Raw genomic sequence first — 22,591 nt, forward strand, 5'->3', positions numbered from 1 at the left:
GTGCCACAGCAGACCTACCGCATCGGCCAGATCGTGCCGAGTTCGAACGTCACGATGGAGACGGAGGTCCCGGCCATCCTGCGCGCGCGGGAAGCCGTCGCGCCGGAGCGCTTCACCTTCCACTCCAGCCGCATGCGGATGACCCACGTGACGCCCGAGCAGCTCAGGGCCATGGACGCCGACTCCGACCGCTGCGCCGTCGAGCTGTCCGACGCCCACGTCGACGTCCTCGGCTACGCCTGTCTGGTGGCCATCATGAGCACGGGCCTGGGCTACCACCGCGCGTCGGAAGCGCGCCTGCACACGCGCACCGTGGAGAACGGGGCCCCCGCTCCGGTGGTGACCAGCGCCGGAGCCCTGGTCCAGGGGCTGCACACCATGGGCGCGAAGAAGGTCGCGCTGCTCGCCCCCTACATGCGCCCGCTCACCCGGACGGTCGTCGACTACCTCACGCACGAGGGCATCGAGGTGCTGGACCACCGCGCGCTGGAGATACCGAACAACCTCGACGTGGCCGCCCACGACCCGGCGAAGCTGCCCGGCCTGGCCCAAGCCCTCGATCACGCGGACGCGGACGCGGTGGTCCTCTCCGCCTGTGTGCAGATGCCGTCGCTCGGGGCCATCGAGGAGGCGGAACAGCTGCTCGGCAAGCCGGTCGTCTCGGCGGCCGTCTGCACGGCGCACCAGATGCTGCGGGCCCTCGGCCTGCCGGCGGTGGCGCCGGGGGCCGGGCACCTGCTGTCCGGGGCGTACGCGCTGGCGCCCCTGGGCCGGGGGGCGGCGAGCGGGGACTGACCTGCGGCGCGGTGCCCGGCCGCGCCGATCGGTAGGATCGCCACCGCATCCAACGGAAGGCGATCATGTCGGACAGCCCCCTCAGGCCCAGCTCGTTGATCAACACGGTCTACGGGGCGTTCCTGCGCGGCGGCGGTGGATGGATCTCCATCGCCGACCTGATCAGCCTGATGGCGGAGCTGGACGTCGAGAGCCAGGCCGTCCGCTCGGCAATCTCCCGGCTGAAGAAGAAGGGCGTCCTGGAACCGGAGCGGCGCGGCGCCACCGGTTACCGGCTCAGCCCGGCCGTCCATCCCGTCTTCGACGCCGGCGACCGGCGCATCTTCGCCAGTCTGGAGCCTGCGGACCTGGCGGACGGCTGGGCCCTGGCCGTGTTCTCCGTACCGGAGTCCGAGCGCTCCCACCGCTACCAGCTGCGGACCCGGCTGACCTGGCTCGGCTTCGGCAACATCGCCTCCGGCGTGTGGCTGGCGCCGGGCCGGGTGCTGGAGGACGCCCGGGCCATGCTGCTGCGGCTGGGGCTGAGCGAGTACGTCCACCTCTTCGCCGCGGCCGACTACGCCGCTTTCAGCGACCTGCCGGGGGCGGTCAGCTCCTGGTGGGACTTCCCCGCGATCCAGGAGCAGTACGCCGACTTCACGGACGCCTACGCGCCGGTCGCCGCGCGCCTCGCGCGGCAGGGGGGCGACATCGACCGCGCCGAGGCGTTCCGCCACTACGTGCCGATGCTCACCGCCTGGCGGCGCCTGCCCTACCTCGACCCGGGCCTGCCCGCGGAGCTGCTGCCAGCGGACTGGAACGCCGTCGCGGCCCGGCAGGTGTTCCAGCGGCTGCACGAGGTCCTCGCCGGACCGAGCCGGGACCACGTGCGCAGCGTCACCGGCGGCGCCGCGCCGTAGGACCGCCCGGCGCCGCGGCAGCGGGGGTCAGTGCCGGCTGGACTGCCGGACGCGGAACAGCTCGGTCCGCAGCACCGGGGCGCCGTCGACCGGGGCCGGGTTCTCCGCGGTGGGCTGGATTCCTCCGGCGGCGACCTTGTCCAGTGTGGCCAGGCCGTCGGGGCCGACCGTGCCGAACACCGTGTAGTTCGGCCGCAGTGCGGAGTCGCCGTAGACGACGAAGAACTGCGAACCGTTCGTGTTCGGCCCGGCGTTGGCCATCGCCAGCAGGCCGCGCCCGTAGAGGCGGCGCGCGCCGGTGGGATCGGTCGGTGCGGGCGGCAGGTCCACCGGGAGCTCGTCCTTGTACTTGTACCCGGGCCCGCCCTCACCCGTACCGGTCGGGTCACCGCACTGCAGTACCTTCAGCGTCGGATACGCCGTCAGGCGGTGGCACACCGTGCGGTCGTAGAACCCGTGGCGCGCCAGGTGCAGGAAGCTCTGGACCGTGCACGGCGCCTGGGCCTGGTTCAGGTGCAGCGGGAGGGAGCCCTGGCTGGTCGGAACGGCCACGTCGACCGTGCCGCGGCTGGGCGTGCGCCGCGGATCGGGCGGTAGCGGGACGCGGCGCGCGGGCGGCTCGTCCGGGGTCTGCGTGTACTGGCACGGGCCGTGCGTGGTGCGCGGCGGAACGCCGTCGGCAGCGGTGGCGGCGCCTGCCCCGGACACGGCCAACGTCACGGCCGCTAATCCGCTGATCAGTGCTCGGTTCATTTCGTACGCCCTCCTGATGATCGCCAGGTTGCGGAGCGGTCGCAGTCTAGGGCGTGATCCGGTCGGCGGGAATGGTCAACCGCAGAAGGCCGGCGCGGGCGGCTCCGGCCTTCTGCGGCACCGGGAATCAGGCGGCGACGAGCTCCCGCTCGCGGTCCGGCGCTTGCACCTTGGGCTTCTTGTTCGGCAGCGAGAGCCGGAAGACCTTGTGCCACGCGGAGTACACCTGCTTGGGCAGCGGGCCGGTGACGTACTCCAGCTCGTACTTCTCGAACAGGGCGCGCACCTTCACCGCGACCTCGGCGTAGCGGTTGCTCGGCAGGTCCGGGAAGAGGTGGTGCTCGATCTGGTGCGACAGGTTGCCGGTCATGAAGTGCATGGCCTTGCTGCCGCTGATGTTCGCCGATCCCATCATCTGGCGCAGGTACCACTGGCCGCGCGTCTCGCCCTTGATCGACCCGCGCTCGAAGACCTGTACGCCCTCGGGGAAGTGCCCGCACATGATCACCGAGTGGGTCCAGATGTTGCGGACCAGGTTCGCGGTGAAGGTGGCGGCGAGGGTGGGGAGGAACGACGGGCCCGACAGCAGCGGGTGGATCACGTAGTCCTTGAGCACCTGCTTGCGGATCTTGCGCCCCACGGCCCTGGCCCGCGCACGGAACTCCGGGTTCTTGCGGCGGCGCTTGTGCAGGTTCTTGGCGAGCTCCAGGTCGTACGCCGCGATGCCGTACTCGAAGAAGCAGGCGTTGAGGAAGTTCCACAGCGGCTGGCCGAGGTGGAACGGGTGCCACCTCTGGTCCTCGTCGACGCGCATGATGCCGTAGCCGAGGTCGTTGTCCTTGCCGATCACGTTCGTGTACGCGTGGTGGAGCTCGTTGTGCGAGTGCTTCCACTGCTCGGACGGGGAGACGTGGTCCCACTCCCAGGTGGTGGAGTGGATCTTCGGGTCCCGCATCCAGTCCCACTGCCCGTGCAGGATGTTGTGGCCGATCTCCATGTTGTCCATGATCTTCGCCACGGACAGCCCGGCGGTGCCGAGCAGCCACGCCGGCGGGAAGACCGAGAACAGCAGCACGCCCCTGCTCACCAGCTCCAGCTTGCGCTGCGCCGAGATGACCTTGCGGATGTAGGCGGCGTCCTTCTCGCCCCGGTCGGCGATCACCACGTCACGGATCGCGTCCAGCTCGCGGCCCAGCTCCTCGATCTGGTCCGCGGTCAGGTGGGCGGTGGGGTCGATGGCGGTCAAAGTGCTCCTACCGTTCGATGTCGCAGGGGCCCGCCGCGGCGGACACGCAGGTCTGGATGAGGACGCCCGGCTCGGCCTCGGTGATCTCGCCGGTGCGCAGGTCGCGGACGGCGCCCGCCTTGAGCGGCGTGACGCAGCCGAAGCAGATGCCCATGCGGCACCCGGAGGGCATGAGCACGCCGGCTTCTTCGCCGACGTCGAGCAACGGCGTGGCGCCGTCCGCGTCGACGGTCTTGCCGGTGGTGCTGAAGGTGACCTCGCCGCCGTCGCCGGCGACGACGACGGTGGGCCGGAAGCGTTCGGTGTGCAGGCGCTCCGGGACGCCGTGCAGGCTCCAGTGGTCCTCGGCGGCGTCGAGCAGGCCCGCGGGGCCGCAGGCCCAGGTCTCGCGCTCGGCCCAGTCGGGCACGAGTTCGGCAAGACGGGCGATGTCGAGCAGGCCGTCGGTCTCGGTGTGCAGCTCGGTGAGGCGCAGCTTCTCGTCGGCGACCAGATCGTGCAGTTCCTGGCGGAAGATCACGTCCTGCGGCCGTGGCGCGGAGTGGACCATGACGACGTCGTCGATCCGGACGTCGCGGAGCATGCCCATCACGGGCGTGATGCCGCTGCCGGCCGTCAGGAAGAGCACCTTGGCGGGCTTGGCCGGCGGCAGGACGAAGTCACCGGTCGGCTGGTCGAGGTGGATCAGCGTGCCCGGCTTCGCCTTGCGGACCAGGTGGTTGCTGACCTTGCCGTCCGGGATGGCCTTCACGGTGATCGTGACGCGGCCGTCCCGGCGGTCGGTCGGCGAGGTGACGGAGTAGGCACGCCACAGGCGCACCCCGTCGACGTCGACCCCGATCCGGACGTACTGACCGGCCGTGTGGCCGCGCCAGCCCTTGCCCGGCCTGATCACGATGGTCGCGGCGTCATCCGTCTCGGGGTGCACGGCCTCGATGCGCCCGCGCAGGTCCGCGCCCGCCCGTAGCGGGCTGACCAGGTCGAGGTAGTCCGACGGCAGCAGCGGCGTCGTGATCATCTCCAGCAGTTTCCACGCCCTACTGCGGAGGGCTGCACTCGTCATGACTCCAGCTTGGTGCGCCTCAGGGCGTAAAGTCCTGTCCGCAGGATGTAAATCTGGTCGGCGGAATTGTTCGCAGGGAACAAAAACATGAGCAACGCGATCCGGAGGGCCACCGAGCTGGCCCTGGATGAGACGACGGTCACAGTACTTCGGGCCGCACTGAAGACCACTGCCGACGAAGTCGTCGAGGCGATCATCGACGAGGTCCCGTCCTATGCCAACGCCCTTTCGGGCCGCATGGGCGGCACCATCCGCCGAGCCGTCCGCACCGCCCTGGGGCACTACCTGGACCTCGCGAGCGGGAACGCGGCGGGCGGCGACGGCGACGACGCGGCGTACGAGCTCGGCCGCGGCGAAGTGCGCGACGGCCGTTCGATGGACGCCCTGCTCAGCGCCTACCGCGTCGGCGCCCGTGTGGCCTGGCGCTGCCTGGCGGCGGGCGCCGTACCCGCAGGACTGCCCGCGGCCGAGGTCGCCAAGTTCGCCGAGCTGACCTTCGCCTACATCGACGAGCTCTCGGCCGCGAGCGCCGCCGGCCACGCCGACGAACTGGCCGCCCGGGGCCGGGCCCACGAGCGCCACCTGGAACACCTGGCCCGCGACCTCCTCGCCGGCGCGAGCCCGGACGTACTGCTGGCCTCTGCGCAACGGGCCGGGTGGCAGCCTCCCGTTTCACTGACCGCGGTCCTGCTGCCCGCCGACCAGGCCCGCCCCGCGTACCGCGCGCTCGACCCGAGCACCCTCGTCCTCGACGATCTGCCGGACGCCTCCGGCGTGCTGCTCGTCCCCGATGCCGACCGATCACATCTGCTGCGGCAGCTGACCGACCGCGCCGCCGTGGTCGGCCCGGCCCGGCCGTGGACCCGTGCGTCCGCCTCCCACGCACGAGCCGTACGCGCGCGCTCCCTCTCCCCCGACATCCGCGACACCGATGACCACCTGCCCGAGCTGGTGCTGAGCGCCGACGCGGACGCGTTCGCGGACCTGCGGGCCCGGGCCCTCGCACCGCTGCGGACCGTGTCCGTCGCGACCGCACGGCGGCTTGAGGAGACGCTGCGGGCGTGGCTGCTGCACCAGGGCAGGCGGGACGAGGTGGCGGCGGCGCTGTTCGTCCATCCCCAGACGGTCCGGTACCGGATGGCGCAGCTGCGCGAGCTGTTCCCGGACCTCGCATCGCCGCACCGGGTCCTGGAACTGACACTGGCGGTCGGACTTCGGGGCAGCTGACCCGTACGTCCACGGACCGTTCACCGTCTGGGGCGCGTTCTCCGCGAAGCCGCCGGCTACCCGAGCAGTTGGACCAGCCCGACCGGGAGGAACGCCGGGCGGCGGGGCTGTCCGACCTGGTACGGCACGAAGCCCAGCGAGGCCGCGACCTTGACCTCCTCGGTCGTTTCCGCCTGGTAGACGAGCCGGCAGGGCCCCGACTCGGCCCTGGCGCGCTGCCAGAGAGCGGGGGCCGGTTTGCGCTCCGCCTCGGTGCGGGGGGTGAGGATCCGGTCGCCGAAGTCCTGCCAGGCGAAGGGCTCGGGTCCCTCCCACGTGGCGTCGACTTCCTTCTTGAGCCGGGCGGCACGCTCGGCGTCGGTCGCGCCCCAGGAGGGCGGAACGTTGGTGATCAAGCCGATTCTGATGTGGCGCTCGCGCAGGGCGCGCAGATATGAGGCCGCTCCGGACCGATAGGCGATGCTGCCGTCCTCGGCCGTGTGCACGAGGGTCTCGCCCAGATCGAAGTACGCGACGGGACAAGCGCGTTGGTCCCCGGCACTCGCCACGGAGCCCACACCCGTGACGCCCCTCGCGGGCGCGGCCGCACTCACCGTGGCGCAGAGCACGGTCGATGCGAAGGCCACACCGAGCGCGAGGCTCGCCCGGCCCACCTTCTTGCTGGCTGATAACCGATTCATGGCGCCGTAGCCCCTCTCCTTGTGCGCCGCACGGATGCCCGGATGTCCGGTCCATGACAGGCAGGTGGCGCCGAGTCTCTCATACGGGCCTTCGGCGAAGCGGCCCGCGACGGGCAGGTCTCCTGCGCCGCCGCGCAGTTGACCCCTCTTGGCGGCGCGGCCGAGCGGGCGGACACTGAGGGCGGGGGTGGGCTCATGTGGATCGGACTGACCGCGGGCATGTGGATCCTGCTGGGCGCGGGGCTCCTCGTGCAAGGGGTGCTCCGGCGGAAACTGCGCGTCTTCCGGGGCGTGGTGCCCGACCCGCCGCCGAGGCTGGACGTCTACGCGTACGCCTACCTGTGCGGCGGACGCAGACGCACGGCGCAGACCGCGCTGGCGGCCCTGCACCTCGCGGGGCGGATCACCGTGCAGGAGGACCGGATCGTCCTCGCCGGGCCCGTCGGGGCCCCGCATCCGGTGGAAGCGGCCGCCCTGGCCGCCTGCTGGGACCCGGGACGCTTCCGGCGGCCGCTGTCGCCCCGAGGGGCGGAGAAGCGGACCAAACACAGCCTCGCCGTCCGCCGGGTCGGTGAGACCCTCGCCCGGGACGGTCTGATCCGCCATCCCGTCCTGCGCAAGCGGGCGGAGACCTGGGTCGCGATCCTGGCCATGGTCCTGCTGCTGACGCCGACCACGCTCGGGATGTCCGCGGCGATCATCGCGGACGTCTCGGGCCACTGGGCACCCGGCCAACCTGCGGCGGTCGTCACCTGGTTCGCCGTACCGGCCCTGGTCTTCACCTGCTTCAAGGGGCCGGAACCCGACGGCCCGACCCCCGAGGGCGCGCCCCTCATCGAGGAACAGCGCGTCCCTTCGACGGCGGACGGGCCGCACGGGGAGGTCCTGCGACGCGTGGCCCGCGAGGGCACGTCCACCGAGGGAATGCCGGCGGACCTGAGCCGCCTGCTGCGTCGCGAGCCTGCTTCCACCTTCCAGCCCGACGGGGGCCCCGGCCTCGGTGGTCTTTAGGTGGTCGCGTGAGCACTTTCGGCGGAAGACGTACCACTCTCGCGGTGCTACAGATACCGTTTCGCCAGAACTGAACTACCAGGAGGATCAGCACACGTGACAGCCGAACAGACATCACCGGCCGGGCGGTTCTGGCGCGACGACGCCGGGGACTGGTACTCCTGGAACCCCCGCTTCGCAGAACGGCTGTCTCCCGTCTACACCACCGCGGCCGCCGCCTGCCGGCTGATCGAGGAGGGCGTGCCCCTGGCACTCCCGGAAGACTGCACCCCGGAGACGCTCGCACACATCGCACGCTCGACGTTCGGCTACGACCGGCCGCCCGTACGGATCTCCCCCCGCCAGGCCCGCGAGCTGGGAGAGATCGCCCGGACGCTCCGCGACCACCACGGGGCCCTGCTTCTGGAGACGGATTACATGGGGTGGGAGGAATCCGCGGTCGACGGCATCCTGCGCGCGCTGGAGACCGGGGACAGTGACTCCTCCCCGTCCCTCCCCAGGGTCGAGTAACCGGGGGCCCGGCCAAGGGTCGACGTTTCACATGTCGGGGTGCGGCCCCCGTCGCGGCCCTGTTGGCCAGGGCCGCACCCCGTATGGACGAACGTACCGTGATGCCGGCCCGCCCGCGTTCCGTTTTCCTGGTCGGCAGGCTCGCGATCACACCGCAGGCGGGAAGTCCTTGATCGGCTGGTGTCCGAAGACCTGGTCGAGGACGGACGCCAGGCGGGCCTTCAGCGGCTCGGCGTGCGGGACCGGCCGCTGGGGGCCGCGCGGCACCAGGGGCGCGCCGAGGTCGAGGAGCAGGTAGAGCATGCGCAGCGTGCGCATCGTGTTGGTCGCGTACGCGGGCTTCGGTCCGGGACCGATCGCCCCGAAGTCGGCAGCGACCGGGTCGAGCCAGGCGGTCGCCGCATCGTCGCTCAGTTCCGGTCGCGTCAGGACCCTGGCGATCGCACCGGCGAGCCGGTCGTCCTCCTGCTGGTCCCAGACCTGGTCGTGGCGGGCGAGCATGCGCCCGGCCGCGAGGGCGAGCATGGACCCGGGGTCGACGTCCGGGTGGGTGCCGAAGGTTCCCAGCAGGTCCGACCCGTGCGCGACGGCGTGCAGCCAGCCCAGCTTCGGATCGTGGGCGCGCAGGTCGCTCTCCTCGGGGAACCAGGCCGCGAAGGCGTCGAGCCAGGGCTGCCGGAAGTCGCCCCGCGTGACGATCATGTCAAGGACCAGCGGGGCGAACGTACGGGCCTGGACCTCGCTGTCGGTGAACCGGCGCGCCATCTCGTCGCCCAGCCGCAGCCGCGGTGCACCGGCGATGACATCGCGCGCGATCCAGGTCCGCAGCACCACGTACGGCGCGCCGTCGCGCACCTCGGGGTCCCGGTCGCGCAGACAATCCGCCAGTTGCACCGTGAGTTCGTCGAGACCCACGCCCGACGGGACGCCGAAGCCGGTGGCGCAGAGGTCGTCCCAGTCGATCTTCATGGCCCGGACCCTACCGCGCCCGGTCGCGGAGGCCGTCGTATTATCCCGGCGACCGTCTGCTCGCCGGACTGCACCTCGCAGGCACTTTCATCGATGCGCCCGCACGCTAGCAGCCGTACCAGTTGGTCCACGTGCCGTTGCCGTTGAACGTGTTGCACCAGTAGCCGCCGTTGCCCCCGAGCACCTGCACCGTGGGATTCCCGCCGGAGAACCAGGCCCAGACGCCAGCCTGCACGTTGTTGCTGTTGCCGAGGGTGCCCCAGGTGGACCACGAGCTGTTCGAGCTGAACTGATAGCTGTGCCAGATCTGGCGGTCGCTCCCGATGACCACGAACTCGTACCGGCCGTCCGGCCAGTCCAAGCGCCGGACGATGGATCCGCACAGGACCACTGCGGCGGCAGGACCGTTCCCCGTGAAGCTGACGTCGCAGGCCGCGCTGCCGGTACGGGTCATACTGACGACGGGGGCGCTTGTGGTGCCTGTGCGTTCGCCGACGGTCGGTGCTCCGACCACGCTGGGCCCACTCGGAGCCGGTGCCGCCTGCGCGGTGGCGACAGGACTCAGTGTGGCCACGAGTGCCAGTGCCATCACGGCAAGAATGCCGGGCTTCTTCATGATTCCCCCCAAGAATGGCGTGACGTGTCTCCAACGGGCGGCTCAGCGCCGCCGGTTGCGGGAAGCTTGCGTGACAAACGGGCACTTTTCCAGAGCTTCCGAGCACGAGGCGGGGACATGACGCGAAGTCGATCCCGCTGGCCTGATACCCGGATCCGGATCCGCCGGCGGGCGGCACGGAGTTGCCCGCGCCGCCCGTCGGTGTGACCGCTCAGCCGGCGACGATGTCGAGGGCAGGAGCCGGCTGGCCACCCAGCCGGAGGAGCGCACGCCGTTGCCCACCCCCATGCCCCCACCACCCATGAAAGGCGCGAAGACGACGCCCCACAGGGTCGCCGGTGCGGCCCCGCTCGGGTCCGTGCCGCTGACAGCCGGGACCGCTGGTCCAGTCGGCTTGCCGATCCGGCACGGACGGCGTCTGCGGGGTGAGGGGTCAGGCAGCGGCGAGGCTGAGCTGGTCCTTGAACAGAACCCAGTGCTGGCCCGGGTCCTTCGGGTCGCACGGCTTCACCGAGACGCCCGAGGAGTTCCACGTGTTGGCGAAGCAATAGGCCGGAGCGTAGGCGAGGCCGACCTGCTGACCGGAGACGTTCCAGTACTGCCCCTGGTCCTTCGGGTCACACGGCTTCACCGAGACGTCCGGGGCGTTCCACGTGTTGGCGAGGCAGTAGGCGGGAGCGTTGGACAGGGCGATCTGGTGGCCCGAGAGGGTCCAGTGCTGGCCCTGGTCCTTGGGGTCGCACGGCTTCGTGGAGATCTTCGGGGTGTTCCAGGCGTTGGCGAGGCAGTAGAGACCGGGTGCGCGCAGCGCCGGGGCGGTGGTGGTCGCGGCCTGCGCTCCGGCGGTGGGCAGGAGGGAGGCGGCCAGGGCCAACGTCGTGAGGGCGAGCGTCTTGCGGAAGGCGATGGTCATGGGGGCGAAATCCGTTCTTGCGGGAGAAGTGGGATTCACGCCCGAGCGCGAGATGGCTTCCCCACGCGGTTCCGAACGCGGGCCAATTGGTAGCACCACCCAAGGGTTGGCCAACGGTTTCTGCGCAGCACGTTCATCCCAATGAGCCGGCACATGTGATGACCCGACAGGCCGCGGCAGGCGTTCACTCCGGCGACCCACTGGAGCCGGCCAGTACGGCGTCCAGCATCCTGCGGGCGACCGCCGTGAGCTCCGCCGGGTCGGGTGCGGGCCGCGTACGGGCCATCGCACCCACGAGGCGGTCGTAGAGCACGCCTTCGGTCCAGGCGACCAGCAGTTCGGCGGCTTCGGCCGGCCGGGCGGCGCCCAGTGCCGCGAGTGCGGCGGCCGTACGGCCGCGGGCCGCCAGGCCCGCCTGATGCAGGGCCGTCCCCAGTTCCGGCGTGCGCGCGGCCTCGATGCTCAGCTCGTAACGCGCCAGCTGCCGCTCGCGGCCGGTGGTCAGCCAGCGGTGCAGCAGTGCCCCGATCGCGGCCGCCGCCTCCTCCCGCGAAGCGGGCCGCCCCGCGGCGGAGGGGGCCGGCTGCCCCGCGTCGAAGTCGTCCAGGTCCAATTCCGCGATGCGCGCGTAACAGGCGCCGATCAGGGCCGTCCGCGTGCGGAAGTAGTACGAGGTGCTGCCCGCGGGCAGCCCCGCCGCGGCGTCGATCGCGCGGTGCGTGAGCCCGCGCAGGCCGGCCGTGGCCACGGTGGCGATCGCTGTGTCCGCGATGAGGGTGCGGCGGTCGGGGCTGGACATGCCCTCACTCTACAGCTGTAGAGTGAAGCTCTGGCGGCTCTACAGCTGTAGAGGACGCACGAATTCCGAACCGAACGGAGATGTGTTCCATGCCGAAACGTCATGCGGTGGTGGCCGGGGCCGGTATCGGAGGCCTCACGGCCGCCATCGCACTCCACCGCCGCGGCTGGCGCGTCACCGTCTGCGAGCGCGCGCCCGAACTCCCCTGCACCGGCGCCGGTATCGGCCTGGCCTCCAACGCCCTGCGCGCACTCGACGCCATCGGCGTGGACGCCGCCCGCGCCGCCGGGAGCGCCGTGCCCGCGACCATGGGCGTACGCCGCTCCGACGGCCGGTGGCTGAACCGGGCCGGGACCGCGGACATGGCTGCGCGCTACGGCATGCCCCCGATCGCCGTGCCGCGCCCGGCCTTCACCGCGGCTCTGGCCGCCGCCCTCCCGCCGGAGTCCCTTCGCTACGGCACCACCGTGACCGCCGTCGAGGGCGCCACGGGTCGCCCGACCGTCCGTACGGCGGCGGGCGAAGACCTCACCGCCGATCTGGTGGTCGCCGCCGACGGCATCCACAGCCCGTTGCGCCGCGCCCACTTTCCCGCTCACCCCGGCCTGCACTACATCGGCGAAACCGCCTGGCGGACCATCGTGGCCGCGCCGGACCTGCGGATACCGGAGATGAGCGAGACCTGGGGGCGGGGCGAGCGCTTCGGGCTGACCCCGCTCTCCGACGGCCGTTTCTACCTGTACGCCACCGCGGTCGTCCCGGCCGGGACCCGCTCAGCCGACGCCCGCGCCGAACTGCGGCAGCGCTTCGGCTCGTGGCACGACCCGATTCCGGCCCTGCTGGACCGCGTCGAGCGTCTCGACCCCGGCCAGGTGCTGCAGAACGACCTCTACGACCTGGCCGCCCAGCTGCCCAGGCTGCACCGCGGCCGGATCGCCTGGATCGGCGACGCCGCGCACGCCATGGCCCCGAACCTCGGACAGGGCGGCTGCCAGGCCATCGAGGACGCGGTGGTCCTCGCCCACCTGCTCCCCGACGGAGAGGTCCAGGACAGCGGGGACAGCGGGGACAGCGGGGACAGCAGAGATAGTGGGGACAGCGGGGACTCCCTTCCCGCCGCCCTCGCCGCCTACACGGCCGCACGCCTCGGCCGCACCGACGCCGTGCGCGTCCGCGCCCGCCGGGTCGGCCGCCTGGGCGCCCTCCGCAACCCGCTCGCGGTGGCCGCCCGCGACATGGCGGTGCGCACCACGCCCGCCCGTCTGGCCCTGCGCGGCATGGACGACCTCTTCAACGGCTTCCGCCTCCCGGACCGCCGAGCCTGAATGCGGCTTGCCGTATCGCGTCTGCAGGACATGCCGGGAGGGCAGATACGCCCGGCCGAAATGGGCGGCAGCGTCCCAAGTCCCCTTGCTACGGTGCGGTGATGTCATCCATGTCAGCCGTCAAGAAGTTCCAGGTCACCTTCGACTGCGCGGAACCCGAGCGCCTCGCCCGCTTCTGGTGCGAGGTGTTGGGGTACGTCGCAGCGCCGCCACCGGAGGGGTTCGCGACCTGGGACGATTTCAACCACACCCTCCCTCCTGAGAAGCGGGATGCGTGGTTCGCGTGCGGTGACCCCTCCGGCGCGGGGCCACGTCTGTACTTCCAGCGCATCCCCGAAGGCAAGACCGTCAAGAACCGGGTGCATCTCGATGTCCGGGTCGGCACGGGGCTCGTGGGGGACGAACGCCTCGCCGCACTCGAAGCCGAGTGCGCGCGCCTGGTCGCGCTCGGCGCCACGCACGTGCAAACGCTGTACGCCGACGGGGAGAACGAGTCGTGCATCCCCATGCTGGACATCGAAGGCAACGAATTCTGTATCGACTGAACCCACCCCGGCCTGCGCGGAGCTTCCCGGAGGGTGGGTGCTCGTTAAGCAGCGCATGATCCTCTGGTTGCTCAATCACCTCAGTACGTTCCTCATCGCCGTCCTCGTGGTGGGCGGCCTCACCGCCCTCGCCGTGGTCGGCAGCCTGGCAGCACGCCGCCGCTTCCCGCACCTGGCGCGGGGGGAACACAATGAGATGGTCGGCGTCGCGCTCGGCATGTTCGGCGCGATCTACGGCATCATCCTCGCCTTCGTCGTCGTCACCCTCTGGACTCAACTGGAGAACACCGAGAACATCGTCGCCAACGAGGCCACCGACCTGGCCCTCGTCGTGCGCAGCGCCGATGCCTTCCCGCCGGCCGACCGCGCGAGGGTGAACGGGGCGGTCGGCGCGTACGTGCACGCCGTCGTCGAGGTGCAGTGGCCGCTGATGCGCGAGGGCCGGCCGAGTTACGAGGCCACCGGCTCGCAGACGCGCAGGCTGTACGAGGCCCTCCAGGCGTACGAGCCGAAGGGCGCCCGGGCCGAGACCTTCTACACCGAGGCGGTCACCCGGCTCAACGACGTCGCCTCGCAGCGCCGGGCGCGCGTCTCGATGGCGGAGACGTCGCTGCCGGTCCTGCTCCAGGTACTGGTGTACGGGGGCGCGCTCGTGACGGTCCCGCTCACCTTCCTGTTCGGGCTGCGCAGCATGAAGATGCAGTTGCTGTTCGTGTCGGCGGTGGCCGGGCTCATCGGGTTCAGCCTGCTCCTCGTGGTGGCGCTGGACCGGCCCTTCGCGGGGGACCTGAGCGTGAGTCCGGCGCCGTACAAGGAGGCGGCACTGGCGCAGTTCTGGGCCGCGGGCTGAGGTCGCCCCGGCGGCGTCCGTAGCGTAGGCGGTGGGACTCGTGGCCGCCGGCGTCTCGGACGCCGTGCCGCACCGGTGAGGCTGCCGTCCGTGGCCTCATTCATTAGGGTGAGCGGCATGGACATGCGCAGGATCGTCGCCATGCTGGCCGAGGAGGCCGAGCAGCAAGTACGCGACCAGATGTGGGCACTGGCGCCGAGCGAACGCGCTCTCGCGCTGCAGGCCGAGACCGGCCTGCGCGACGCCGTCGGCCCGCCGGACGTCCAGGAGTCGCTGCCGGCGATCGACCGGCTCGGTCAGCTGCGGGAAGCGCTTGCCGTCCTGGCGGTCTCCCTCGCTCGTACCCACGGCCGCCTGGCCTGGTTCCTCTCCGGCGCCATCGACGCCCTCGAACCGGTCCTGCGCTGGCGCGCCCTGCCCGCCGACCGGGGAGGCACCTTCGGAACCGTCCTCCCGAGCCCCGAGGAATACGCAGAAGCCGAGGACGCCGTCCGCCGGCTCCGGGACACGCTGGCCCAGATCACCGCCCAGCCAGCCGAACCCGGTTGATGCGCCGGGGAACACGTCGAGGGGCCCGGGTGCCTGTGGCACCCGGGCGCCGAAGGAACTGCCGCACCATCTGCCGGCCTTGATACCGCGCCGGGGCGGCGGTCAGTGCACCTGGATTCCGATGAGGCACGTGTCGTCGTCCGTGTCGGACGCGCTGTAGGTCAGCAGGTTGTCGAGGCGCTTCTCCAGTGAGTCCGCGGTCCGGGAGGCGATGGTGAGCAGTTGGGCCAGCGATTCCGTGACGGCGATGTCCCTGCGCTCCACGAGGCCGTCCGTGTACATGAGGAGGATGTCCTCGGCTTCGAGCTGCACCTCTTCTTCCGTGAAGGCCGTGTCGGGCAGTGCTCCGAGGAGCAGTCCGGAGGGCATGGGGAAGCTCTGGGCCTGGGCGCCGCGGATGAGTACGGGGGGCAGGTGGCCGGCGCGGGCCCAGCGCAGGGAGCGGTTCTCCGGGTCGAAGATGCCGCAGACAGCGGTGGCGGTGAGGTCGCTGGTGAGGTGGAAGGCGATGGTGTTGAGCCAGGCCAGCAGTTGCGCGGGGCCTGCTCCGGTGACGGCGAGGCCGCGGAGCGCGTTGCGCAGGATGACCATGCCGGTCGCTGCCGGGATGCCGTGGCCGGCGACGTCACCGACGCTGAGGAGGATCTTGCCATCGGGCAGGACCACCGAGTCGTACCAGTCTCCTCCGACGAGGGACTCGGTTTCCGCGGGGCGGTAGCGGACCGCGATGCGGATGCCCGGGACCTCCATGGGCGCCGGGGCGGGCGGCATGATGACCTGTTGGAGTTGCAGGGTGAGCCTGCTGCGGTCGGCCGATTCGGCTTCGGTGTCGGCGAGTTGGTCGCGGGTGGCGGCGAGGGCGACCTCGGTCCAGTGCTGGGATGAGACGTCCTGGCAGGCGCCCCGGACCGCGCGCAGGCGGCCCTGGTCGTCCAGGACGGGTTCCGCGACCATGCGGATGTGGCGCGTGATGCCGTCGGAGCGCTGCAGGCGGAAATCGACCGAGGATTCGCGCAGCCGGTGCAGGAGCGTGCGCAGGAACCGGCCGATGGAGTTCATGTCGTGCGGGTGGGCGTAGGAGGCCAGGTCTTCGAGGGGTACGGGCGACGCCGTGGCCGGCAGGCCGAAGAGGCTGAACAGCTGGCCGTTCCAGCTGATTTCGCCGGTGGTCATGTTCTGCTCGAAGCCGCCGACACGGCCGAGTCGCTGCGCGTGCTGCAGCAGGTTGGCCAGTCGCGCCGTTTCGTCCTCGATCTTCCAGATCAGGAAGAGGGCCGTGCCGTGGCGGGTGATGCTGACGTCGGCGACGGTGGTGAGCGGTACGTCCCCGACGAAGGCCGTCAGGGTCGTGTGCCGCATCTGGCAGGCTTCCCCGGTGGCGTAGGTCCGTTCCAGGCTCTCGAAGAGGCCGCTGTCGGCTGCCGCGGGGTATGCCTCCAGGAAGCGGCTGCCGGTGACCATCGAGCGGGAGCGGCCCGCGGGGTCGATGAAGCGGTCGTTGGTGTGGTGGATGTGGAAGTCGGCCAAGTGCCCTTCGCTGTCGAGGCTGGGAGTGAGCACGAGGGCCGGATCGTACAGATGGTCGGCCAGCTCGGTGAGCTCCGCGACCGCGGGCAGGAGCAGAGCCCCGCGGTCCTCGGCGTGCGGCCGCTGTTCGTCGATGGTGTACGCGCACAGTTCGGCCAGGGCTTCGAGCTGGCGCAGCAGGTGGGGGGACTGCGGGGGGACGTCGTTCGGCCAGGCGATCTCCAGCACGCCGTGGATGCGGCCGCCGGTGCCCGCCGGCAGCATGATGCGTCCGCCCTCGGGGTGCTGGCGCCGGCCGATGGTGGGGATGCCGGCTTCGGAGAGGTCGGCGACGACCGCCGTGTCGCGCGCGGTCAGTGCGAGGCGGGCGCAGGTGGTCACCTCGGGCGGCACGTAGCGCCAGCGGGAGGCGTCCTCCTCCGTGAAGCCGCACTGGCCGACGAGGGTGAGGGACGCGTCGGACGCGGCGACCCAGATCGCGACGGCGAAGGCGCCCAGCGGGCGCAGCGCGTTCTCCCACACGGAGGTGGCGACGGCCTGGGCGTCGGTGGCCGCCAGTACGCCGCTCTCGGCGGCCCGCAGCCGTACGGCGTGGGTGTCGCCGCCCTCGGCCGGCTCGTCGACCGCTGCGTTGAGGAACTGCTGCGCGATGTCGCTGACACGGTCGCGGGCGGCCTGGTTGATGACGTCGACGGCCAGTTCGAGGAGGGTCACCCCGGACTGCTCGGCGAGCTTGGCCAACTGCCGGGACGCCTCGGCGGGCCCGCACCCCAGGCGCCCTACGAGGATGCCCTTGGCCATCTCGATCAGGGCCCGTCCGTCGGCGGCGGACTGGGCTTCGATGGCCTCTTGACGGAGCCGTTCCACCGTGGCGGCCAGGCGTCCCGCCTCCTGCGCGGTGGAGGACGCCGGCTCGGCGCCGGGGCCGGGGCGGCGTGCCGGGGCGGTGGTGGGCGGCACCGCCGGTGTGCCGTGCGGTCTGCGGCCTTCCGGCCGGGACGCTGGGGGTTCTGTGGGGTTGGTGTTCACCGTCGGGCGGCTTTCTCGGTAAGGGCGACGTGGGCGCTGCGGAAGTCAGGCACGAGCGGTACCGGAGCCTTCGTGCGGCGGCAGCCAGCGGCGCAGCCGAGTGATGAGGTCATCGGCGTCCACGGGCTTGGTGACGTAATCGCTCGACCCGGAAGCCAGGCTCTTCTCGCGGTCCCCCGGCATGGCCTTGGCGGTGACGGAGATGATGGGCAGGTCCGCGTACTGGGGCATGCGCCTGATCTCGGCGGTCGCCCCGTAGCCGTCCAGTTCCGGCATCATCACGTCCATCAGGATCAGGTCGATGCCCGGCGTGCTGGTCAGGGTCTCGATGCCCTTGCGGCCGTTCTCGGCGTGGATGACCCGCATGCCGTGCAGTTCCAGGATGCCGCTGATCGCGTACAGGTTGCGCGGGTCGTCGTCGACGACCAGGACGGAACGGCCCGCGAGACTGGTGTCGACGACGGAGTGCTCGGGGACGGCGAGGTCGCCGTCGGAGCGCACCAGCGGCAGGACGTCCCCGGGGCGGTCGGCGGAGAGGTGCAGGGCGATGCGCTCGCGGAGTTCGTCCAGGCTGGCGAGGACTTCCAGCGGCTGAGCGGCGGTCCGCTGGGCGACCTCCTGCTGCTGCGCGAGGGTCATCCGGCGGTTGTCGTGGGCGAGGACCGGCAGGGACGCAAGGGCGGTGTCACCCGCCAGGGCCCGCAGGAAGCGCAACGCCTCCCCGTCGGCGTCCAGTTCGAGGACCACGCAGTGGAAGGTCGACTGGGCCAGGACGTCGGCCGCCTCGGCGGCACTGAGGGCGGTGACTACCTCGATCCCTTCGTCGGGTCGCGAGGAGACGCGTCCGGCGGCCAGGTCCGCGGCCGCGCTTTCGGCGACGAGGCTGAGGAGGCCGTTGCTGCGCTGTTCGATGACCAGCAGGCGCCGGGGGCGCCGGGACCGGGCAGCCTGCGGCCTCGTGTCCTCACGCTCCTCGGCCGCCGCCGTGACGGCGGCCGGCTCCAGGACGAGAAGGCCTGCGTCCTGCTCCGTGGCGTCGGGGCGGGACACAGGGAGGTACAGGGTGAACGTGGAGCCTTCCCCGGGCACGCTGCGCGCGGTGACGGCACCCCCGAGGAGCCGGGCGATCTCCCTGGTGATCGACAGGCCGAGGCCCGTGCCGCCGTACTTGCGGCTGGTGGTTCCGTCGGCCTGCTGGAAAGCCGCGAAGATCGCTTCCAGCTGCTCTTCGGCGATCCCGATGCCGGTGTCGATGACCCGGAAGGCCACCACGGAGCCGGCCTGGGCCAGCTCGGGGGGCAGTTCCGCGCTGTCCGCCGGTTCGATACGGACCCGCACCCGGCCCTGTTCGGTGAACTTCACCGCGTTGGACAGCAGGTTGCGCAGGATCTGCTGGAGCCGCGCGTCGTCCGTCAGCAGGTCCACCGGCACGCCGGGTGAGGTCTCGATGTCGAATTCGAGTCCCTTCTGGCTGGTGAGGGGCCTGAAGGAGGCTTCCACGTAGTTGAGCAGCCGCTGGAGCGAGACCCGCTCCGGGTTGATGTCCATCTTTCCGGCCTCGACCTTGGACAGGTCGAGGATGTCGTTGATCAGCTGGAGCAGGTCGGAGCCCGCCGAGTGGATGATCCCGGCGTACTCGACCTGCTTGGCGGTCAGGTTGCGCGTGGGGTTCTGCGCCAGGAGCTGGGCGAGGATGAGCAGGCTGTTCAGCGGGGTGCGCAGCTCGTGGCTCATGTTGGCCAGGAACTCGGACTTGTACTTCGAGGCCAGCGACAACTGCTGCGCGCGGTCCTCCAGTTCCTGCCGCGCCTGCTCGATCTCCAGGTTCTTCGTCTCGATGTCCCGGTTCTGGGTCGCGAGGAGGGCGGCCTTCTCCTCCAGCTCGGCGTTGGAGCGCTGGAGTTCGTCCTGCTGCACCTGGAGCTGCTCCGAGCGGGCCTGCAACTCGACGGTCAACCGCTGCGACTCGCCCAGGAGTTCGTCGGTACGGGCGTTGGCCACGATGGTGCTGACGTTGACGCCGACGGTCTCCATCAGACGGCCCAGGAAATCGCGGTGGGCCGGTGTGAAGGACGTGAAGGACGCCAGCTCGATGACGCCCAGGACCTGGTCCTCGACCAGGATGGGCAGCACGATGAGGCTGGCGGGTGCGGCGGCGCCCAGCCCCGAGGAGATCACGTAGCCGGAGGGGACGTCGTCGATGGCGAGGATCCGGCGACTACGGGCCGCCTGCCCCACCAGGGTCTCGCCCAGGCGCAGGCGCGTGGGCGCGGGGCTTGCGGCCGGCCGGCCGAAGGATCCGATCAGGGACAGCCAGGTCTGCCCGTCGGCTTCCTCCGCGAGGTAGAAGGCGCCGTAGCTGGCGTTCACCAGCGGGGTGAGTTCGTCCATCACGAGTTCGGCGACGACCGCGAGGTCGCGGTGGCCCTGCATCAGGCCGGAGATCTGCGCCAGGTTGGACTTGAGCCAGTCCTGTTCCTGGTTGGCGCGGGTGGTCTCGCGCAGCGAGCCGACCATCGAGTTGATGTTGTCCTTGAGTTCGGCGACCTCGCCGGAGGCGTCCACGGTGATCGACCTCGTCAGGTCGCCCTCCGCCACCGCGCTTGCGACCTCGGCGATCGCCCGGACCTGCCGGGTCAGGTTTCCGGCCAGCTCGTTGACGTTCTCCGTCAGCCGCTTCCAGGTGCCCTCGACGCCCTCGACCTCGGCCTGGCCACCGAGCCGCCCCTCGCTGCCCACCTCGCGCGCCACGCGCGTCACCTCGGCCGCGAAAGAGGACAGCTGGTCGACCATCGTGTTGATCGTGGTCTTCAACTCCAGGATCTCGCCCCGCGCGTCGACGTCGATCTTCTTCGACAGGTCGCCGTTGGCGACCGCCGTGGTGACCAGCGCGATGTTGCGGACCTGGCCCGTGAGGTTGTTCGCCATCGAGTTGACGTTGTCGGTGAGGTCCTTCCACGTGCCCGCCACGTTGGGGACGCGCGCCTGCCCGCCGAGCCGGCCCTCGGTGCCGACCTCGCGGGCGACGCGGGTGACCTCGTCGGCGAAGGCGGACAGCGTGTCCACCATCGTGTTGATGACCCCGGCGAGCGCGGCCACCTCGCCCTTCGCCTCCACCGTGATCTTCTGCGACAGGTCGCCCCTGGCCACGGCCGTCGCCACCTGGGCGATAGACCGCACCTGCCCGGTCAGGTTCGAGGCCATGACGTTGACGTTGTCGGTCAGGTCCTTCCAGGTGCCCGACACCCCGCGCACCGTGGCCTGCCCACCGAGATTGCCCTCGGTGCCGACCTCGCGGGCGACGCGCGTCACCTCGTCCGCGAAGGCCGAGAGCTGGTCGACCATCGTGTTGATGGTGTCCTTCAGCTCCAGGATCTCGCCGCGGGCGTCCACCCGGATCTTCTGCGACAGGTCGCCCTGCGCCACCGCCGTGGTGACCTCGGCGATCGAGCGCACCTGCGCGGTCAGGTTGTCGGCCATGAAGTTCACCGAGTCGGTCAGGTCCCGCCAGGTGCCGGAGACGCCCTTCACGTCGGCCTGGCCGCCGAGCCGGCCGTCCGTGCCGACCTCGCGGGCGACGCGGGTGACCTCGTCGGCGAAGGCGGAGAGCTGGTCGACCATCGTGTTGATGGTGGTCTTGAGCTCCAGGATCTCGCCGCGGGCGTCCACCCGGACCTTCTGCGAGAGATCGCCGCGCGCGACCGCGGTCGCCACCTGCGCGATGGAGCGCACCTGGGAGGTGAGGTTCCCGGCCATGAAGTTCACCGAGTCGGTCAGATCCCGCCAGGTGCCGGAGACGCCCTTGACGTCGGCCTGGCCGCCGAGGATGCCCTCGGTGCCGACCTCGCGGGCCATGCGGGTCACCTCTCCCGCGAAGGCGGAGAGCTGGTCGACCATCGTGTTGATGGTGTTCTTCAGCTCCAGGATCTCGCCCCGGGCGTCCACGTCGATCTTCTGCGACAGGTCGCCCTTGGCGACCGCCGTCGTCACCTGGGCGATGTTGCGGACCTGGTCGGTGAGGTTTCCGGCCATGAAGTTCACGGAGTCGGTGAGGTCCCGCCACACTCCGGCGACGCCCGGTACCTCGGCCTGTCCGCCGAGGCGGCCTTCGCTGCCCACCTCCCGGGCCACGCGGGTGACCTCGTCTGCGAAGGAGGAGAGCTGGTCGACCATCGTGTTGACGGTGTCCTTCAGCTCCAGGATCTCGCCCCGCGCGGCGACGTCGATCTTCTGCGACAGGTCGCCCCGGGCCACCGCGGTCGCGACCTGGGCGATGTCACGGACCTGCGTGGTGAGGTTTCCGGCCATCGCGTTCACCGAGTCCGTGAGGTCGGCCCACGTGCCCGACACCCCGGGCACCTCGGCCTGACCGCCGAGCGTCCCCTCGGTGCCGACCTCGCGGGCGACCCGGGTGACCTCCGAGGTGAACAGCGACAGCTGGTCCACCATCCCGTTGAAGACCGTGGCGATCTCACCGAGGAGCCCGTCCGCCGCATCGGGCAACCGGGTGCCGAAGTCGCCGTCGCGCACCGCCGTCAGTCCGGCGAGCAGCTGCCGCAGCTCGGATTCCCCCACCGCGCCCGGCGCCACAGCACCCGCACGCGCAACCGCCGACTTGGCCATCCCTGTCCCATCTCCTCAACTCAACCCGAGGCACGCCACGACCTGAGGCTTACCGGAATCAAGTGCATCACACCCGGAACGGCGCCTCGGGTACGCCCCCCGCCCTGCCTCGCGGCCGGCGGCCTGGGCGAGGGCCGGGAGCCCGGCGCCCGGGCCCGCCGTCAGCCCGTTCGGCTCCGGTTGCCGCGCAGCGCTTGCCGGCGGGGAAATTGCGGTGCGGGCCGGCGCCGCGTCGGTCAGACTCGCGGACATGGCTGAGAAGATCACCCGCGTCAACCCCGAGCAGCTCCACGAGACGCCCGGCTACCACCACATCACGGTGGTGGAGGCAGGACGTACGGCCTACCTGGCGGGCCAGTGCCCGCTCGACCGCAACGGCGACCTCGTCGGTTCCGGTTCCCTCGAAGCGCAGGTCGACCAGGTGGCCGCGAACGCGCTCACCGCGCTGGCGGCGGCGCGTGCCCGGCCGCAGCACGTGGTGCGGTCCGTGATCTACGTACGGAGTGACGACAGGGACGACCTCGGAGCCGTGTGGCGGCGGCTCACCGAGTCCGACCTGGGTCCGGCGTTCACCACCGCCAGCACGCTCCTGGGCGTCGCCCAGCTGGGCTTTTCCGGACAGCTCGTCGAGGTGGACCTCACCGTGGCACTGCCCGACTGAC

At 71.2% G+C, this 22,591-nt stretch carries 20 protein-coding genes; 10 read left to right on the top strand and 10 right to left on the bottom strand.

What is annotated here, in order from left to right; all coding sequences use genetic code 11:
• Positions 1–54 precede the first annotated feature (54 nt).
• Both AC0693_RS14310 and AC0693_RS14315 read left to right on the top strand, forming a co-directional pair.
• The gene (locus AC0693_RS14310) at positions 55–795 is read left to right on the top strand and encodes a maleate cis-trans isomerase family protein (RefSeq protein WP_478802234.1); all 741 of its coding nucleotides are present in this window, start codon (positions 55–57) and stop codon (positions 793–795) included.
• A gap of 65 nt (positions 796–860) precedes the next feature.
• Positions 861–1,694, top strand: coding sequence for a PaaX family transcriptional regulator (locus AC0693_RS14315; RefSeq protein ID WP_478738584.1), 834 nt, complete (start codon positions 861–863; stop codon positions 1,692–1,694).
• A gap of 27 nt (positions 1,695–1,721) precedes the next feature.
• On the opposite strand, the gene AC0693_RS14320 is transcribed toward AC0693_RS14315, so the two are convergent.
• The 3 genes from AC0693_RS14320 to AC0693_RS14330 all read right to left on the bottom strand — a co-directional run bounded on the left by AC0693_RS14320 (position 1,722) and on the right by AC0693_RS14330 (position 4,756).
• Positions 1,722–2,447, bottom strand: a complete 726-nt coding sequence (locus tag AC0693_RS14320; RefSeq protein ID WP_478801942.1) for a peptidylprolyl isomerase — start codon at positions 2,445–2,447, stop codon at positions 1,722–1,724.
• Between the two features lie 127 nt (positions 2,448–2,574).
• Positions 2,575–3,693, bottom strand: a complete 1,119-nt coding sequence (locus AC0693_RS14325; RefSeq protein ID WP_478738588.1) for a fatty acid desaturase family protein — start codon at positions 3,691–3,693, stop codon at positions 2,575–2,577.
• Positions 3,694–3,700: 7 nt separating this feature from the next.
• Positions 3,701–4,756 (bottom strand): ferredoxin reductase, encoded by a 1,056-nt coding sequence (locus AC0693_RS14330; protein WP_478801943.1) that lies wholly within the window; start codon positions 4,754–4,756, stop codon positions 3,701–3,703.
• An 87-nt stretch (positions 4,757–4,843) separates the two neighbouring features.
• Here AC0693_RS14330 and AC0693_RS14335 point away from each other — a divergent pair, with 87 nt between their 5' ends.
• Positions 4,844–5,983, top strand: coding sequence for a PucR family transcriptional regulator (locus tag AC0693_RS14335; protein WP_469320506.1), 1,140 nt, complete (start codon positions 4,844–4,846; stop codon positions 5,981–5,983).
• Between the two features lie 56 nt (positions 5,984–6,039).
• On the opposite strand, the gene AC0693_RS14340 is transcribed toward AC0693_RS14335, so the two are convergent.
• Positions 6,040–6,663 carry a hypothetical protein gene (locus tag AC0693_RS14340; protein ID WP_478801944.1) on the bottom strand — a complete coding sequence of 208 codons (624 nt, stop codon included), beginning with the start codon at positions 6,661–6,663 and terminating at the stop codon, positions 6,040–6,042.
• Positions 6,664–6,858: 195 nt separating this feature from the next.
• Here AC0693_RS14340 and AC0693_RS14345 point away from each other — a divergent pair, with 195 nt between their 5' ends.
• Together AC0693_RS14345 and AC0693_RS14350 are read left to right on the top strand one after the other, a co-directional pair.
• Positions 6,859–7,674: a TIGR04222 domain-containing membrane protein gene (locus tag AC0693_RS14345; RefSeq protein WP_478801945.1), complete on the top strand. Its 816-nt coding sequence runs from the start codon at positions 6,859–6,861 to the stop codon at positions 7,672–7,674.
• Positions 7,675–7,770: 96 nt separating this feature from the next.
• Complete coding sequence (locus AC0693_RS14350; protein ID WP_356408642.1) at positions 7,771–8,184, top strand: hypothetical protein; 414 nt, start codon at positions 7,771–7,773, stop codon at positions 8,182–8,184.
• 147 nt (positions 8,185–8,331) lie between these two features.
• Here AC0693_RS14350 and AC0693_RS14355 read toward each other — a convergent pair whose 3' ends face one another.
• The 4 genes from AC0693_RS14355 to AC0693_RS14370 form a co-directional block, all read right to left on the bottom strand.
• Positions 8,332–9,153, bottom strand: coding sequence for a DUF2785 domain-containing protein (locus AC0693_RS14355; protein ID WP_478801946.1), 822 nt, complete (start codon positions 9,151–9,153; stop codon positions 8,332–8,334).
• Positions 9,154–9,259: 106 nt separating this feature from the next.
• On the bottom strand, positions 9,260–9,607 hold the full coding sequence (locus AC0693_RS14360; RefSeq protein ID WP_478801947.1) for a hypothetical protein: 348 nt from the start codon (positions 9,605–9,607) through the stop codon (positions 9,260–9,262).
• A gap of 595 nt (positions 9,608–10,202) precedes the next feature.
• Positions 10,203–10,682, bottom strand: a complete 480-nt coding sequence (locus AC0693_RS14365) for a ricin-type beta-trefoil lectin domain protein (RefSeq protein WP_478801948.1) — start codon at positions 10,680–10,682, stop codon at positions 10,203–10,205.
• Positions 10,683–10,866: 184 nt separating this feature from the next.
• Positions 10,867–11,481, bottom strand: coding sequence for a TetR/AcrR family transcriptional regulator (locus AC0693_RS14370; protein WP_469333462.1), 615 nt, complete (start codon positions 11,479–11,481; stop codon positions 10,867–10,869).
• 89 nt (positions 11,482–11,570) lie between these two features.
• Between AC0693_RS14370 and AC0693_RS14375 the strand changes: the two genes are divergently transcribed.
• The 4 genes from AC0693_RS14375 to AC0693_RS14390 all read left to right on the top strand — a co-directional run bounded on the left by AC0693_RS14375 (position 11,571) and on the right by AC0693_RS14390 (position 14,750).
• On the top strand, positions 11,571–12,806 hold the full coding sequence (locus tag AC0693_RS14375; protein WP_478801949.1) for an FAD-dependent monooxygenase: 1,236 nt from the start codon (positions 11,571–11,573) through the stop codon (positions 12,804–12,806).
• A gap of 110 nt (positions 12,807–12,916) precedes the next feature.
• Complete coding sequence (locus AC0693_RS14380) at positions 12,917–13,351, top strand: VOC family protein (RefSeq protein WP_478802235.1); 435 nt, start codon at positions 12,917–12,919, stop codon at positions 13,349–13,351.
• Positions 13,352–13,406: 55 nt separating this feature from the next.
• Complete coding sequence (locus AC0693_RS14385; RefSeq protein WP_478802236.1) at positions 13,407–14,201, top strand: bestrophin-like domain; 795 nt, start codon at positions 13,407–13,409, stop codon at positions 14,199–14,201.
• 117 nt (positions 14,202–14,318) lie between these two features.
• Positions 14,319–14,750, top strand: coding sequence for a hypothetical protein (locus AC0693_RS14390; RefSeq protein WP_478801950.1), 432 nt, complete (start codon positions 14,319–14,321; stop codon positions 14,748–14,750).
• A 102-nt stretch (positions 14,751–14,852) separates the two neighbouring features.
• Here the strand turns inward: AC0693_RS14390 and AC0693_RS14395 are convergent, their stop codons facing one another.
• A complete protein-coding gene (locus tag AC0693_RS14395) occupies positions 14,853–17,237 on the bottom strand; it encodes a SpoIIE family protein phosphatase (protein WP_478801951.1) in 2,385 nt (794 codons plus the stop codon).
• Between the two features lie 114 nt (positions 17,238–17,351).
• Complete coding sequence (locus tag AC0693_RS14400; RefSeq protein WP_469333464.1) at positions 17,352–21,929, bottom strand: HAMP domain-containing protein; 4,578 nt, start codon at positions 21,927–21,929, stop codon at positions 17,352–17,354.
• A gap of 250 nt (positions 21,930–22,179) precedes the next feature.
• Here AC0693_RS14400 and AC0693_RS14405 point away from each other — a divergent pair, with 250 nt between their 5' ends.
• Positions 22,180–22,590, top strand: a complete 411-nt coding sequence (locus tag AC0693_RS14405) for a RidA family protein (protein WP_478801952.1) — start codon at positions 22,180–22,182, stop codon at positions 22,588–22,590.
• Position 22,591 lies beyond the last annotated feature (1 nt).

The organism is Streptomyces sp. NPDC043876, assembly GCF_056435825.1.